Raw genomic sequence first — 15,754 nt, 5'->3', positions numbered from 1 at the left:
CCGAGTGGCCATGGACTGCTGTTTTTCTGTAGCAAACTTTTAAGCTAGCACAGCATTTTTAATCTGTCGCATGACCGGAAGATCGTTGTCAGGGACCAACCTCGGGTGCCGGGTCCGGGCCGCCTTCGCGGAATTCACTGGCCGACTTTCCGGTCCACTTGCGGAAGGCACGGCTGAAGTTGGACAGGTCCGCGTAGCCCAGCTCATAGGCGATCTCGCTGACGGACTGATTGGTGTAACGCAGCAACTGGATGGCGCGGTCTTTCAGTACCGCTTCGACAATTTCCCGGTAGGTGGTGTCCTTCTCCGCCAGCCGTCGCTTCAGGGTGCGGGACGACACGCAGAAGCGCTCCGCCATGGCCTCCAGGGATGGCAGCGGCCCGGGCATCATGTGGAGCATGTTGCGGATGGCATAGGTGATGTCGCCCTGGTCTTTCAGGGCTTTTTGCAGTTCGAACTCGCACTGGTCCCGTGCCATCCGGGATGCTTCCGCATCCGCCAGGCGCATGCGGGTGTCCAGCAGGCCTTTGGGAAACACCATGGTTTCCTCGGGCTGGCCATACTCGAAAGGTACCGGTAGCTGGGGCGCAAACCTGGGGTAATAGGCCGGCTCCGGAGAAGTCAGTTGTACCTTCACGCCAGGGAGCTTGCCATCCACCAGCGGGAATCCCCGTTTTTCCGCATCCTCCCGGTCGATCAGTTGTTCCGCCAGCATCATCAGCGTGGCACTGACGGTTTCCGCCAGAAAACGGTATTGGGTGGGCACGTCGAACTCGGAGCGCAACCGCACCAACACATGGTCGCCGGTGTCGGTCAGGGTCATAGTGAGGAAGGGCACACGCAACTGCAGGTAGCGCCTTACCGAATCCAGGGCGCCAGCGAGTGTGGGGCTGGTCAGGGCGGCGAAGCCGAGGGTGCCATGGATGGTGACCCGCAGTTCCCGCGCCAGCATGAAGCTCAAGCCGTCTTTGCTGGCCAGGTTCAGAGCCCGCTCCACCATTACAATCGCATCGGTGACAAACACCCGGCTGTCATTGGATTTCAGATCCTGGGGCGTGAATGCCATGCCTTCGTACAGAACACGGTCGTTGTGGCCCAACTGCCGCACCACATCCGCCAGCACCCGGAGGTACACACCGGGAACCAGGAACAGTCCCAGCATCTGCCGTTCTTTTTCCGGGCCCGGGTTCGCCATGCAGGTTCCTTTTCGTTGTGTGAGATTTGTTGTGGGAAGACTCACTGCCACCGATGCTATCAGAAGCCCGGCGCAGCCACACTGTGACTGGAGGCACCGGCAACCACGTCAGCATAGTCAATTGAGGCCGCCCCTGGCCCCTAATCCACGATGGCCGTCCCCTTTTCGCATTCAAAGCCCGCGTTGACTCACACACACTGGTCCCATCACATCAGCCATAGCGCCCAAGCGCAGGAGTAACGATATGCTGAGAACGAAAACCACTGAGTCAAAGCCGGTTGCACGCACCCCGGACAACGTTGCCATCAAGCCACAGCGCATGGGGTTTGAATTCGGGGAGAAGGTTCCCCATTACTGGCTGGACAACAGCTATATCCTGAGCCACACCATGAACGCCCTGTCTGTGCTGTTCCCGCAGGGCGAGCAGTTTTTCGTGGATTCGGTCCGCTACTATCAGGATCAGATCAACGATCCCAAGCTGAAAAAAGAAGTCAGAGGCTTTATCGGCCAGGAAGCCATGCACTCGCTGGAACACAAGTCCATGAACCAGCACGTGCGGGATCAGGGCATGCCAGTGGAGGAACTGGAAGAACACCTGGAAGTGGTTTTGGGCATTGCCAAGAAGCTTCCAAAACGGCACCAACTGGCCATCACCTGCGCCCTGGAACATATGACCGCGATGATGGCGGACATGCTGCTGGAGCGCAGCGACGTTCGCGAAGACATGCATGAAACCATGCGCCCGCTGTGGGTGTGGCACGCCATTGAGGAAACCGAGCACAAAGCGGTGACCTACGACGTGTTCAACCAGGTCGGCGGCACCTATGCCGAGCGCACGTTTTACCTGGCATTCAGTACAGCCGCATTGGGCGTGATGGCCAGTTACTTCACCACCCGGATGATGCTGAACGATCCGAAGAACTTCTCACTGAAAGACTCTGCCCGCGGCTTGTGGCGGATGTGGGGCAAAAACGGCACCTTCTCCAGCCTGATCCCCACCTGGCTGGAATACTTCAAGCCGGGATTCCACCCTTGGGACCACGACAACAGCGAACTGATTGCCCGCTTCAAGGAGCAGATCAACGAGTACATTGCCCCGCAGTATCAGAAGGGAAATCGCCGGACTATTCAGTAACCCTGTATGTCAGTAACCCTGGATGATCACTAAGTCCTTGCTGTCGCAAGCGGGCCTTTGACCGGCGAAAGGCCCGCCCTGGCGACCCGATTGCGCCCGGCCCGCTTGCTGCTGAACAGGCAGCGGTCGGCAATCCGGAACAAGGACTCGGCTTCGATGGCATGATCGGGATAATGCGCAATTCCGAACGATGCGGTCACCCGGATCAGGGCATCACCATAAGGAAGTTCGCTGTCGGCAATACGCTGGCGCAACTCGTCCATTAACTGGAACGAATCCTCGAGTTTCACATCCCGCAGAATCAACCCGAATTCCTCTCCGCCCAATCGTCCCACTGCGTCGGTGGTCCGCAGACGTTCGGTGAGCTGCTTGCCAATGTTTTGCAGAACGTGGTCTCCGGCGTCATGGCCCATGGTGTCATTCACTACCTTGAAGTGGTCGATGTCCATAATCACCAGGGCAAATCCCGAGCCACTGCGGGCACACTCTGCGATGGTGCGGGCCAGGGTGCTCTGGAAGTTCGCACGATTGGCCAGCCCTGTGAGTGCATCAGTCTGTGCAAGAGTGAACAATTTTTGCTCGGCTTCCTCACGACGGGCTTCATAAAGATGGATAAAACTCAGCATCAGGATGGCGCAGAGCACCATGTTTAGCAGGTCGATCACGCCGCCGGCATCAGCGACGAACTCCAGGTGGAAGTAGTAAGTGACGCAGCCCGCCACCACGAACGGCGCGCTGAGCAGGAAACCTTCTTTCTTTCCCAGCAGCAAATACGCCAGAACCGGTATCATCAGCACCCACACGAAGGCAGACACCGAGGCTTCGGGTACCAGCATGATCATCAAGGCGAAGGAAAATCCCGTCACCAGATAACTGTAGATCCAGACCTGGAGACGAGGTGTGCGATTGATTCGGGTAACCCCAAAGAAAAGGATAAGGCTCGCAATGAGCTCCCCCGTCGCGAGCCAGATATAGCCGTTCAGAATCTGCAGGCAGCCAAAAACCACCAGTGCAGAGGCGGTCACGAGAAACAGTGCTCGCATCAACGAACGACGGTGGGTGTCCCGGAGGCCTGAGCGGCTTTGTTCAAGCGACGCACCAAGGTCCGGGTGCTGGGGAGTGTTCATGCTGCCTCTTTCCCTGAAATACAGCGAGATTGGAATATCGGTGGCTGTATGCAAAATATACAGCGGCAGTCACTGGGCTTCAATCATCCCGGCGAACTGCCGCGAAACCACCGAAATACGGCAAGCATGAAAAAGGGTTTCAGACGTAAAGATTTTTCCGCGAAAAACGCTCAACCAGAGGCTGGTAGGCGGACCCCAGAACCCGGTTCAGGGCATCGATACCCCAGGCATCGGGCCCGACCAGAATTCGGGATTCATCTTTCAGAATGCCACGGACGATAATATTCGCCGCCTTTTCCGGAGTGGTCATGGCGATCTTGTCGAAGCCCTTGCGCTGGGCTTCGGCGTTCTCCGATTTACCCATACGCGCCGCATTCGCAATGTTGGTGCGGATGCCACCGGGATGAACGCAGCTCACCGCGACCGACTGCTTTTCCAGCTTCATTTCCTGGCGCAGTGACTCGGTAAAGCCACGAACTGCGAATTTAGCCGCGTTATAGGCGCTTTGCTTGGGTACGCCAATAAGTCCGAACACGCTGGAAATATTCACCACGTGACCATCCCCGGAGGCGATCAGGTGCGGCAGGAAGGCCCGGGTACCATGGGCCACGCCCCAGAAATCGATGTCCATGATCCACTTGAAGTCATCGTCGGTCATCTCCCGCACAGATGCGGACAGGGCAACGCCGGCGTTGTTAATCACCAGGTTCACCTGGCCGAAATCCCTGGCGACCTGCTCAGCATGAGCGTAGATGGCATCCCGGTCTGAGACATCCAGGGTATAGGTGCGAACTTCCGCCCCGCTACAGCCAGCTGCGGTTTCCGCAAGGCCTGTCTCGTTGACATCGGAAAGCGCCAGGCGACAGCCCTTTTCCGCCAGTGCCACGGCCAGCGCCCGGCCTATGCCGGAACCCGCGCCGGTAACCACGGCTACCCTGTTGTTCAGATCTTTCATGGACGATGACCTCTTGTTGTGCGATGTGTTGCTTACTCTAACAGGTGTCGGGCCGCTGGATATGGCAAAAGCGCGCCTATGACCGGGGCATTCGGGCCACCCGATACCCGGGGTTCAGCAACACCACGAATATCGTGACTCCGTCCCCACGAATGTGCACAATCCGGGACGACGTTGGCCGGGTTTGGTTACAATCTCCTGGCCAACCCTTTTTCCTGTCACTAGTGGATGTTGCTGTATGGAATGGAGTCTCACGCATTTCTGGCTGATACTCGCCCTCGTATTGAGTCTCGCAGAACTGACGTCTGGTGTGCTGGTGCTACTGGCACTGGGGATCGCAGCTGCTTTAACGGCGCTGTTGACCGCTCTCGGCGCGCCTTTCGAATGGCAACTGGTCGGTATGGGCGTGTTTTCGGGCATTCTGGTACCCATTGCCATTCGCTGGATCAAACCGAGGTTTTCCCCCAAGGGTGTCGCTTACGGGACAACCGGCACCGGCGTCGAGCAGGGCAAGCAGTATCGCACGCTGAAGCGCGATTTTGACGGCGCCAGTGGCATCAAGGTCAACGGCGACTTCTATCGCCTGCGTACCAGCGATACCGGCATGACCGAACTGCCCGCAGGCACCGAGGTTACTTTCGAACGTTTTGACGGCACCACTGCCGTTGTTCACACGATCACTAAAAAGGAGCAGTAAACATGGAAAACGTGGTTTCCCCGGGGCTGGTGATCAGCCTTATTTTCGTCGTCATTGGCATTTTCATCATCGCCAAGGGCCTGGTGATTGTGCGCCAGTCCGAAGTGATGGTGATCGAGCGGCTAGGGTCATTCAATCGCATACTGGAGAGTGGTGTTAACATCATCATCCCCTTCATTGAGCGCCCGCGCGCCATCACCATGACCCGCTACGTGCGCATCGGCGACGAGTATCATCCAAGCAGCAGTTTCGAAACCCGCATTGACCGCCGCGAAACCGTCATGGACTTCCCCGGACAGCCGGTGGTAACCACCGACAACGTCACCGTAAACATCAATGGCGCGCTTTACTACCAGATTATCGACCCACGCCGTGCGGTTTACGAAGTGGCCAACATGAGCCAGGCGGTCGAGGTTCTGGCCAAAACCACCCTGCGCTCCGTGGTGGGCAAGATGGAACTGGACAAGCTGTTTGAATCCCGTAGCGAAGTGAACAACGCCATCCAGGCCGAAATGGAAGAAGCGGCGTCAAAGTGGGGTGTGAAGCTGACTCGCGTTGAAGTTCAGGACATCAGCATGCCGGAAGAGGTGGAAGAAGCCATGCGCCTGCAGATGGCCGCCGAGCGTAAGCGTCGCGCCACGGTGACCGAGGCCGAAGGTGAGAAGTCCGCCGCTATTGCCATGGCCCAGGGCCAGCGGGAATCCGCCATTCTCAACGCTCAGGGCGACAAGGAATCTGCCATCCTGCGTGCCCAGGGTGAGCAGGAATCCATTCGCCTGGTCTTGAGCGCCATGGGTGACACAGAAGAGAACAAGCAGACCGTTATCGGCTATTTGCTGGGGCAAAGCTACATCAAGGTACTGCCGAACATGGCCAAGGAAGGGGAACGGGTCTTCGTGCCCTACGAGTCATCCGCCCTGCTGGGTTCCATGGGCATGTTCCGGGAACTGGCAGGCAGCCCCGAAGACATCGTGCGCCAGAGTGTGAAACAGGATGGCCTGCGCGGTGGCATGGTGGCGTCAGCCGGCAGCAGCTAGAGCGCTCCGCCACTCAGCGGCCCCGGCAGCCCTTATTCCAGTAGGTTGTCGAGGGGTCGCTGGCTCAAACTCCTTGTTGCCCTTATGCTCAGCAAATAAACAGACCCAGGCTCTAATCTACTCTGCAAGTATACTTGCAACGATTTTGCTTTTTATCGCTTACCTTGCAAGTAAACTTGCAATAAAGCCCGAGCCATCTAATATTGTTGCAAGTATTCTTGCAACATAGGGTCTGAATCAATGAGCCTCACTCTGCAGATTCACTGGGACAATCAGTGGCACGATGCTGGCACCGTTGCTTTTCCACACGAAACCGACGGACTGCTCGGTAAACCGACGTTTTCATACGACATTCAATATGTCTTGGCGGCCCTCGAACAGGGTGGCGATTATGAAAGAGAGGACCTGAATAACAAGAAAGCCGTCGGAGTAAATCTACCGTGCATCCTGGGCGGTGATTTCATGGCGGGAGAAATTGCACCAATATTGCGCGATATTATTCCTCAAGGCGCTGGGCGCCGAGCTTTAGTAAAACAACTTGGATATTCCCGTGACCCAGAACAGGCAATTGATGTTCGACTCTTGACTGAGGGGTGCATTGGGCCGATTGGCAACCTACGGATTAAAGAGGCCGCCAAAGCCTTTGAAAAAGAGGTTGCCGAGTCCGAAATCGTCCTCTTTGACCGACAAGACGTATGTACTCGCGCTGACGCCCTAGTTCAATATGCTAACAACTTACATGTCGCGATTGGCGGCGCCACAGGTGCCGGTGGTGATGCCCCGAAACTCCTATTGGTTGAGAATCATTACGGTGAGTATGCGCTTGAGGGAACTATTCCTGAAGAGGATATTTCGCGCCACTGGCTCGTAAAATTCCCGCGCGGCAACAGATCCAAAGATGATGTTCAGGTTCTTGAAGGCGAGGCAGCTGTTTATCAGTTGCTTGAGGCTCGAGGGTTCACGTCTATAGTCGGCACATTCTTCGATGAGATCAATGGCGACGTTGCACTGTGGTTACCTCGATTCGATCGGGAGGTGGGGGCTGATGGTGTATCACGCCACGGTATGGAATCTGTTTATTCCATCATGGGAATGATAGGCGATGGTGCACGACTTGAGCACGTGGATGTGATTCAAAAACTGCGAGAGTGCATTACAAAGCCCAAGAATAAAGACGCTCTACTCGCTGATTACTTGGTTCGCGATGTGCTGAATACCACAGTCGGTAATAGAGACAACCATGGAAGAAATACATCTTTGATAAAACGTGGCCACGACATTGAATTAGCGCCGGCTTATGACTTAGCACCAATGGTTTTAGACCCTGAGCCAATTGCAAATTCTACCTGGTGGCCGAAACACCTCTTGGATAGGCGACGGAACCCAGATTATGCCGCCATTCTAGAGGAGCTCGCGACCGATCCCAAGAGAGCAGCCGGCCTCATGGAAGGCGAGTTATCGAAACTGACAGGCATGAAAGATGGTCTTAAGCGGTGTGGCGCCCCTGCCAAGATGCTGGATCACGCCTCCATTAGAATGCATGAGCCTGAACTGGCACTTGAGCAGCTCGAGCGTTTACTGCAACCACACTGACTCAACGGGATTCAAAACATTCATGCCCAAATTAAAGCGGCCGGATCTTACACCGGAAGAGCGGACCAAAATTCGAGAGGAGATTATAACTGAACTTCAGACCGAGGAAATCCACCTCGGTCAAGCCATTCGGCGGCTTCGTCTAAAATTTACAGGCCTCAACCAGAAACAATTCGGGAGAATCGCAGGATTCTCAGCGACGACCATCTCCGCTATCGAGCGCGACCCAGAGACAGGGACCGTGAAAACGTTGAATAGGATCCTTCGAAAGTTTGGCATGCACTTAACTCTTGGAATGATAGTGCGAAAAAGCGATAAAACCTAAATTTCAGGCCCGGCTCCATAGCAGCAATTGTCCTATTCCAGGAGGTTGTCGAGGGGCCGCTGATAACCCGGCGCAAACACTTCCAGGAAATACATCACTTCCGGCAGGGCGTCATCCTCCAGCTTTTTCAGGATGTGACCCGCCGCTGGTTCAAACTCCTTGTTGCCCGCCTGCATCTCAGCCTGGCATTTCAACAACGCCGAGAGCCGGTCGGCCGCCTTGATCAATTCCTTCTCCTCCTGCTCCCATCCGGATTCGCGAACATAGGGCGCAAAATCCTCCTGCAGGTCCGCCGGTAGCAGCGCCAGTAGCTCGGCCTCCGCCTTGTGCTCGATGTCTCCGAACGCTTCCCGCATAACCTGCGAGTGATATTTGACCGGTGTCGGCATATCGCCTGTAATAACCTCTGTGGCATCGTGGTAGAGCGCTGCGGCAGCGATCCGGTCAGCGTTGACCTGCCCGCCAAAATGCCGGTTACGGATAATTGCAAGCGCATGAGCCAGGGTAGCCACCTCCCAGGAATGAGTGGCGACATTCTCCTCAATGGCGTTGCGCATCAGCCCCCATCGCTTGATCCACCGCAGGCGAGACACATAGGCAAAGAAATGACTGAGAGGGCGTTTCATAATGGGCGCTTCACGTTTTGCATGAGTTTATTGTTGGCCTCTTTTGACTAAGATTAAACAGTGGTAATGTGAATGGACGTTCAAATCTTGATGCCGGGAAGCACTCTACCTTGAAACTCCAACTCGGATTAAAGCGCAGACATCCGCTGAAAGTCACCCTTCTGATACTGGGCTTAACGCTGACTCTCGGTGTTACAACCACTGTTTCGGCCCAGACCAACATCGCTGTCGGCGTCTATAATTTCCCTCCGGTGGCCAGTGTGAACAGTGAAAACAAGGTGGAGGGCTTACTCGGTGACCTGTTAAGAGAGCTGGATTCAACAAACGACAAGGTCACGTTCCGGATTGTCTACACTTCCCCAAAACGCAGACACCTGGATTTCCACGCCGGATTGTACGACGTTATTTTCTTTGAGAACCCGAGTTGGGGCTGGGAAAACCTGCCTGTTAACGCTACCCGACCAATTCTGATGGACGAAGACGTCTATGTCGCCCTCAACAAACCCGGCCGTGACCAAAGCTTCTTTGACAACGTCACCGAGCGACAGCTCGTTGCTATCTCGGGCTATCACTATGGCTTCGCCGGCCTGTCTACGGATAACGCCGAGCTTGAGAAACGATTCAATATCGAGTTCTCCCATAGCCACAGCCGTAATCTTGACCTGATCAAGGCGGACCGTCCGTCACTGGCCGAAGTGGCTGTGGTCAGTCGCTCCTATCTTCAGAGCCACCTGAACGACAACCCCGAGGACAGTGACAGGTTCCTGGTGTCCGATACCCCCGATCAGACCTATCTCCTCCATATCATGGCACGGGACAACGGCCCCATCGACGCAACCACATTGGAGCAACTGCTGTCGCCGCTGTTCAAAGACGGGCGGTACCAGCAATTTGTCGATAAACGCGACCTCCAGTTGCCGCCGGGCATCTCCGAGCCAGCAGCGCCTTGATCCCAGCCGCTGTCACCGCACATCCAGCTCAAAGCTGACGGTGACAGTGCCGGCCTCATCGGCCGTCGCGTCGCGCACAGGGTCAAGCAGGTATACCTGATTTTCTGATGCTCCATGCTCCTGCAGCATTTGCTCCCGGAGCCATACGCCTCGGGATGTTGCCAGGTTGCCCAAAGCCTCCGGTGGCAGTTCCACATCGGCTATCAGTCGCTTCACCAGCGCCTGCTCCCATTCCTGTTTGCCGGGTTCTACGTTCCCGCCGGCAACGTCGTTTCGGAAAGCTTCCACCGACGCCACGTAATCCGAATCCGCGTACGCCTGCTCAAGCCGAGCGATACGTGTAGACGCGGAAGCTCCATCCGCTATGCCCAGTTGCTCGAACAGTTTCTGCCGCCGTAACGCGTCTCCGTCTGCCTCTGGTGCGACCGCTCCACGAACATTGAGCGCCAGACCAGGGCGTTCATTCAAGGCCTTGCCCAGTGCCTCCAGTTTGACGCCTTCCCCATCGGCAAGCTCGGTGCGCCCCGCTTCAAAACGCACATTGCCCAGTTCTTCTCCCGACAGGCCCGCAAAATCCGCAATCGAACCCAGCATGCTGAATGGCGACGTGGCGGCTTTGGCAACGAGGTTTACGAATGTCCTCATGACAACCTGACCGATACTGAAGTCCGGGCTTTCCAGATCTCCGCTGATGGGCAGGTTGATATCGATGACACCCTGCCGGTCACGCAGCAACGCCAGACCAAGCTTGACCGGTGCACTGACGGCCTCGTCACTCGGAACGGGGCCTCCAAGCTCCAGCCGATCCAGGATGACGCTGTTGGCAGCATCCAGACGGCTGCCGGAAAACTCATAATCCAGATCAAGCTTGAGCTTGCCACTGTCCACGCTGTATCCCAGGTAACGGCCAAAATACGGTGACAGCATGGGCAGAGAGACGTTCTCCATGGTCAGCTTCAGATCGCTGGTATCATCGGTGCCCAGGGCGCCCACGGAACCATCCAGCGTCATGGTTGCCACATCGCCAACCCGCCCCTGGATCGAGATCTGGCCCTGTTGCGGCGCCACGTTGCTAAGCCCGGTTACTGAGCCGCGCAACTGGTCGAACCGGGTTGCGAATGTCGGGTCCAGGGTCCGATCGGTGTAGGAGATGGCACCTTCTTCCAACATCAGTTGGCCAATGCGGAAGATGAAGCCGGGTTCGCCGTCACTACTGGTTGTTTCTCCAGCTGGCGCGGATTCGTCCGACGGCGAGGACCTGACAATCCGTTCAACATTATGAGTACCGTTGCTGTCACGGACCACGTTCACCGCAGGACCCACCAGGGTAATGGTGCCAATCTGCAGCCGTGCCGGCGCGACGTTGTACTCCAAAGGTTCCAGGCGCACGCTCTGCCAGCGGATCAGGGGCTGATCACTGTCGCCAAGACGCATATCCAGGGAGGCCACCTCGCCAGTGCCGCTAAAGGTACCCGTCAGCGGGTCTTGCTGTTGATCGAGATCCAGATTGCCATCGACAGACAACAGGCCATCCCTGACATCCAGGTTCGCCGCCTGGTTGATATAGGCGCCAAACTGCGACAGGGCAATCCCGCTGCCAGACAGCCCGGCTTCCAGCGTGAAAGGTGCCAACGTGGCCTGACCATTGATCGACAGTTTCCCACCACCGTTCAGCGCACCACTGGCGTTGTAATTGACCGGTTCCTCCAGGCGATGGGAGATCTCATCGATGCTGATCGACAGGTCCTCAAGGGCCAGTTCTGCGGGCAGTTGCGACTGCTCGTCCCGCCAACTGACCGCGCTGTTGGCCAGTTCCACGCCGGCCACCGTCCAGCGGAAAGGCGCTCCTGTGCCAGTGTCGTCACCACCTGATTCATCCGCACTATTCTGAAGTGGCGCCAGAAGATTGAGCTGGCCGTTCGCATCACGGAGCAGTGACAGGCTGACACCATCGATGTTCACGGTGCCAGTGGACAGCTCCTGTTCGCTAAGCCCGAAACGGATATCACCTACGCTCAGACGATCCGCACTCAGAAGCCCATCATCGGCATCAGCCTCAACGCCGAGATCGACATCGTCGATCGTGAGCTGGCCCTCCGAGGTGGTCAGATACAGTTCACCGGCAGAACGCAGTTCGTACTGCGAGCTAAGGGTCACACTGCCGTTACGAAGCTGATAGGGAAGATAGGGCTTGAGAAAATGCTGCAGGGTTTCATGGGACACGTCACCCAGTTTGAGGAACCCTTTTGAATAGAGAGGGGCGATGCTCAGGTCGCCTTCCCACTCAATGGTCTGGCTGCCGACCGCCGCCAGCAGGTAATAGCTGCTGTCGGCGTCCTCGCGGGGCCAGGTGGCCAGGTCGTTCAAAGCCAGATCCAGGGGCGTAACCCGAAATTCTTCCTGGCCTTGCTGACTGAAATCCCGGAACAGCAGTTCGCCACCCGAGACCCTGATCCGGTCAAAATAGATTCTGGGCGGTTCTCCGGAATCCGCCTCCTCGGGCGCCGGTTGTTCGCCACCCGGATTATGGGCCTGCCAATCCCGGGCGAAGTTGACACTGTAGTCCTCCAGCAAATCCAGGCGAACGTAAGGGTCTTCCAGTTCGATGTCCTGCAGCGCGACAATTCCGGTGAGCAATCGCCAGACCCCGAGGTTGGCATAAAGGCTGTCAAAGGCAACCACCGGTTCGCCTTCAGCGTCCCTGGCCTCCAGGCCAACGGCTTCAACGCTCATGGCGAAGGGGTTCACCTGGACCTCTTCAATCTCGGCCTGCCACCCCATGTGTTGTTCCAGCCGCTCCGGCAGCGTTCGCTCCAGCCACCACGGCAATAGCGCAAACCCGGCGATGGCATAGATCACCACCAGAACCAGTACCACTATCGAGATATTTCTGGCAGACAATCGTCGTTTGCGGTTCGCAGGCACCGGGCTCTCCTTGTTGTCCATTGCTGACAGGCGCGATCTGTCGCCAATCTATCCACCAAGGATAGCCCGCCGGTGACCGGTTTGTCAGCCGGATGGGTTGATGAGGAGGGTGATGAGGAAGGTGATGGGGGGTTATAGAGGGTGATGGACTGACATGGGGCAACGAACCCGATATTCTGTTTTCACTGACTCAGGCAACGAAATCCCTCATTCAGGAAACCCGGATGGATATTAGCGATATGCGCCGAGACTTCGAAAGCGAAGGCCTTGAGCGCGATGCCCTTGATGACAACCCCGTCAGACAATTCCATGTCTGGTTCGAGAATGCCCGTGAGGCCGGCATTCTCGAGCCCAATGCCATGTCACTGGCCACCTCAGGCGGAGACGGCATGCCCGACATACGGACCGTCCTGTTGAAATACTTCGACGACGCCGGTTTTGTGTTCTATACCAACTACGGCAGCCGCAAGGCCCACGAAATGGCAGAAAATCCAAAAGCCGCCCTGCTGTTCCCCTGGATCGGGCTGAACCGCCAGGTGCGGATTCAGGGCCATGTGGAAAAGGTCAGCAAATCCGAATCCCTGAGGTACTTCACCTCTCGCCCCCGGGGCAGCCAGATCGGTGCCTGGGTATCGGAACAGAGCAGGGCGATCAACTCCCGCGGATTGCTGGAACAGAAAGTGGCCGAGATGAAACGCCGGTTCAAGGACGGGACGATCCCGCTACCCGATTTCTGGGGCGGTTACCGCGTGGTGCCGGAACGAATCGAGTTCTGGCAGGGGCGGCCAAGCCGCCTGCATGACCGCTTTGAATACGTCAGGCAGGGCGATCGCTGGCACATCGACCGTCTACAGCCGTAACCCGCACCGCTCCACCAACTTCAGACGAGAAGGCAGGACTATGGACAATCAACAACGCTGCCCCTGGTGTGGCGATGACCCGCTCTACGTTCACTACCACGACACCGTATGGGGCCGCCCCGAGTACGACGACCTGGCGCTGTTTGAGAAGCTGTGCCTGGATGGCCAGCAGGCGGGCCTGAGCTGGATCACCATACTCAAGAAACAGGACAACTACCGCGCCGCCTACGACCATTTCGACCCTGAAAAAATCGTCCGTTATGACGAGGCCAAAGTCGACGCCTTGATGCAGGACACTGGCATCGTCCGTAACCGCCTGAAAGTCGAGTCCATCATCCGCAACGCCCGGGGCTACCTGGAGCTACGGGATCAGGGCCACTCGTTCAGTGACTTCCTGTGGTCGTTTGTCGGTGGAGAGCCTATCCAGAATCACTGGCAGCGTTTTGCCGACGTGCCGGTTTACACGCCCGAGGCCGAAGCCATGTCCAAGGCACTGAAAAAACGCGGCTTCAACTTTGTGGGGCCCACCATTGTATATGCCTTCATGCAGGCCACGGGCATGGTCAATGACCACCTCGTTCAGTGCCCTCAACACGCCGCCTGCCGTGAGCTCGCGGACAATGTCTGACTATTATTTCCTCGGCGTTACACGACTGGAATGATCCCAAACGATCCGTTGCTCGTAAGTCCGTGGGTAGCACATCATCCCCGCGTTTTACGGTGAGAGTCATACGGTGAGAATAACCCTGGAAGAACTCAGGCAGTCGATCAACCCGGCCATTGAGTTGGTGGGTACGGAGCCCGCCGCTATCGGACCAATGAGGATTCGGGTTCAGGGGAAGCACTCGTGATTGCCGTCGCCAGACTGGCGATCGTGGTGGGCATTGGCGGGCTGCTACCGTTCCTTGCCGCCATTTTCGGACTCTTTGCGCTGCCTGAACAAAGCCTGGCCATCTCCCGCTATTTCTACCTGTACAGCGCGGGCATTCTGGCCTTTATGGCGGGCATCTACTGGCCACTGGCCATGCAGCTTGAGAATCGCTGCTACCCGATTTCCCCCCTGGTAACCATGTTGTTGAGCCAAGTGTTCTTCATCACCGCCGGCATTGGTCTGCTGCTGCCCATTGCCGGCCAGATCCTGGTTTACACGCTGGCCTATGTCGCGCTGTATGTGGTCGACGCTCGCTGGATGAGGGGTTATTGGCCGGACTGGTATCTGAAGTTGCGGCTGGGACTGACAGCTGTTGTCCTGGCGTGCCAGGTAGCGGCGGGCGCCTGGTTCATTCTGGCCCAGGGCTAAGCCGGTCGATACCGGCCCTGAATACTAGCCCCGGAGCTCGTCGTTAGGGTCGATAAAACGGCCCCGTAACTTTTTCAGGGCGCATTTCTCTATCTGCCGCACCCGCTCCCGGCTTATTCCCAGGTCATCGGAGATCACCTGCAAGGTTTCCGGTTCTGGGAGGCCCAGGCCGTAACGCCTGGCCAGGACATCCTTTTCCCGCGAACTCAGTTCCGCCAAGAGAGCGGTCAGTGTCCGTTTGCGGTCACGCTGGGCCATGTCGTGGTCCGGCGCGGACTGATCGTCTGCACTGAGGCTGTCACCCAGCGTAATGCCACCCTCCATGCCCACCGGCAGATCCACTGACACTTCCAGACTGGCCAGCGCCCGCAGCTCACCAATGCGGGAAGGCGACACCTCAATCTCCCGCGCCAGTTCGGTCTGCGACGGCGTGCGGCCCAATGTCTGGTGCAGTACCAGGGATTTTTTCTGCAACAGGCGGATTTCATCGACCACGTTTTCAGGGGTATGCACAAGCCGGGTTCCACGCTTCATGCACCGCTTCACCTCTTCGCTGATCCACCAGTAGGCATAGGTCGAGAAACGAAAGCCCTTGGTAGGATCAAACCGCTCCACGGCCTTGATCAGACCGACATTGGCATCCTGAATGACATCCGACATGGGAATGCCGCGGTTGGCGTAGCGCCTTGCGATGTGCACCGCGAGCCGGAGATTGCTGCGAATCAGCCGCTGACGACTGGCGGTGGCGAGATGGTAGGCACGACGACACCGCCTCGAAAAAGCACAGGCGTCGCCCAGGCTTCCAACCACTTCGCGGAATGTCTGAGGGGTGCCTTCCGGCAAGGCAAGCTCGGTAGATATGATCCGATAGCAGAAGGTCAGGCGCCGTGAAAGTCGGCGCTCGCCCTCATTGGTGAGCAATTCGTAACGGGACGCATCCCTGAAGTACAGCCCTACCAGGGATTCCGTTTCGCCGGAATGGGCTATGGTCGGAGACGGCCCCGGGCTCTGAACGTCAGTCATGGCACA

General features: G+C 57.2%; 14 protein-coding genes. 8 read left to right on the top strand and 6 right to left on the bottom strand.

The window, feature by feature from the left end; genetic code table 11:
* Positions 1 to 88: 88 nt before the first annotated feature.
* Positions 89 to 1,195 (bottom strand): helix-turn-helix domain-containing protein, encoded by a 1,107-nt coding sequence (locus JJO78_RS02075; protein WP_075196321.1) that lies wholly within the window; start codon positions 1,193 to 1,195, stop codon positions 89 to 91.
* Between the two features lie 244 nt (positions 1,196 to 1,439).
* On the opposite strand from JJO78_RS02075, the gene JJO78_RS02070 reads away from it, so the two are divergent.
* Entirely contained in the window at positions 1,440 to 2,330 is an 891-nt protein-coding gene (locus tag JJO78_RS02070) for a metal-dependent hydrolase (RefSeq protein WP_041332837.1), read from the top strand.
* A gap of 29 nt (positions 2,331 to 2,359) precedes the next feature.
* On the opposite strand, the gene JJO78_RS02065 is transcribed toward JJO78_RS02070, so the two are convergent.
* A complete protein-coding gene (locus JJO78_RS02065) occupies positions 2,360 to 3,457 on the bottom strand; it encodes a GGDEF domain-containing protein (protein WP_036201928.1) in 1,098 nt (365 codons plus the stop codon).
* Positions 3,458 to 3,596: 139 nt separating this feature from the next.
* Positions 3,597 to 4,412: an SDR family NAD(P)-dependent oxidoreductase gene (locus JJO78_RS02060; protein ID WP_041332835.1), complete on the bottom strand. Its 816-nt coding sequence runs from the start codon at positions 4,410 to 4,412 to the stop codon at positions 3,597 to 3,599.
* 238 nt (positions 4,413 to 4,650) lie between these two features.
* Between JJO78_RS02060 and JJO78_RS02055 the strand changes: the two genes are divergently transcribed.
* The 3 genes from JJO78_RS02055 to JJO78_RS02045 all read left to right on the top strand — a co-directional run bounded on the left by JJO78_RS02055 (position 4,651) and on the right by JJO78_RS02045 (position 7,739).
* A complete protein-coding gene (locus JJO78_RS02055; RefSeq protein ID WP_041332833.1) occupies positions 4,651 to 5,109 on the top strand; it encodes an NfeD family protein in 459 nt (152 codons plus the stop codon).
* Between the two features lie 2 nt (positions 5,110 to 5,111).
* Positions 5,112 to 6,146: an SPFH domain-containing protein gene (locus JJO78_RS02050; protein ID WP_127402072.1), complete on the top strand. Its 1,035-nt coding sequence runs from the start codon at positions 5,112 to 5,114 to the stop codon at positions 6,144 to 6,146.
* Between the two features lie 240 nt (positions 6,147 to 6,386).
* Positions 6,387 to 7,739, top strand: a complete 1,353-nt coding sequence (locus tag JJO78_RS02045) for a HipA domain-containing protein (RefSeq protein WP_075196323.1) — start codon at positions 6,387 to 6,389, stop codon at positions 7,737 to 7,739.
* 357 nt (positions 7,740 to 8,096) lie between these two features.
* On the opposite strand, the gene yfbR is transcribed toward JJO78_RS02045, so the two are convergent.
* Positions 8,097 to 8,690, bottom strand: a complete 594-nt coding sequence (gene yfbR / locus JJO78_RS02040; protein WP_127402071.1) for a 5'-deoxynucleotidase — start codon at positions 8,688 to 8,690, stop codon at positions 8,097 to 8,099.
* A gap of 110 nt (positions 8,691 to 8,800) precedes the next feature.
* On the opposite strand from yfbR, the gene JJO78_RS02035 reads away from it, so the two are divergent.
* Positions 8,801 to 9,640, top strand: a complete 840-nt coding sequence (locus JJO78_RS02035; protein WP_226909998.1) for an amino acid ABC transporter substrate-binding protein — start codon at positions 8,801 to 8,803, stop codon at positions 9,638 to 9,640.
* A gap of 12 nt (positions 9,641 to 9,652) precedes the next feature.
* On the opposite strand, the gene JJO78_RS02030 is transcribed toward JJO78_RS02035, so the two are convergent.
* Entirely contained in the window at positions 9,653 to 12,565 is a 2,913-nt protein-coding gene (locus JJO78_RS02030; RefSeq protein ID WP_226909997.1) for a DUF748 domain-containing protein, read from the bottom strand.
* Between the two features lie 224 nt (positions 12,566 to 12,789).
* Here JJO78_RS02030 and pdxH point away from each other — a divergent pair, with 224 nt between their 5' ends.
* The 3 genes from pdxH (at position 12,790) to JJO78_RS02015 (ending at position 14,725) form a co-directional block, all read left to right on the top strand.
* Complete coding sequence (gene pdxH / locus JJO78_RS02025; RefSeq protein ID WP_075196326.1) at positions 12,790 to 13,425, top strand: pyridoxamine 5'-phosphate oxidase; 636 nt, start codon at positions 12,790 to 12,792, stop codon at positions 13,423 to 13,425.
* A gap of 40 nt (positions 13,426 to 13,465) precedes the next feature.
* The gene (locus tag JJO78_RS02020) at positions 13,466 to 14,053 is read left to right on the top strand and encodes a DNA-3-methyladenine glycosylase I (RefSeq protein ID WP_127402069.1); all 588 of its coding nucleotides are present in this window, start codon (positions 13,466 to 13,468) and stop codon (positions 14,051 to 14,053) included.
* 219 nt (positions 14,054 to 14,272) lie between these two features.
* Positions 14,273 to 14,725: a DUF3429 domain-containing protein gene (locus JJO78_RS02015; protein WP_041332826.1), complete on the top strand. Its 453-nt coding sequence runs from the start codon at positions 14,273 to 14,275 to the stop codon at positions 14,723 to 14,725.
* 24 nt (positions 14,726 to 14,749) lie between these two features.
* On the opposite strand, the gene JJO78_RS02010 is transcribed toward JJO78_RS02015, so the two are convergent.
* Positions 14,750 to 15,748, bottom strand: a complete 999-nt coding sequence (locus JJO78_RS02010) for a sigma-70 family RNA polymerase sigma factor (protein ID WP_127402068.1) — start codon at positions 15,746 to 15,748, stop codon at positions 14,750 to 14,752.
* Positions 15,749 to 15,754: the final 6 nt, after the last annotated feature.

This window comes from Marinobacter sp. DS40M6, from assembly GCF_028581595.1.
GTDB lineage: Bacteria > Pseudomonadota > Gammaproteobacteria > Pseudomonadales > Oleiphilaceae > Marinobacter > Marinobacter salarius.
This window is presented reverse-complemented; position numbering and strand designations above follow the sequence as displayed.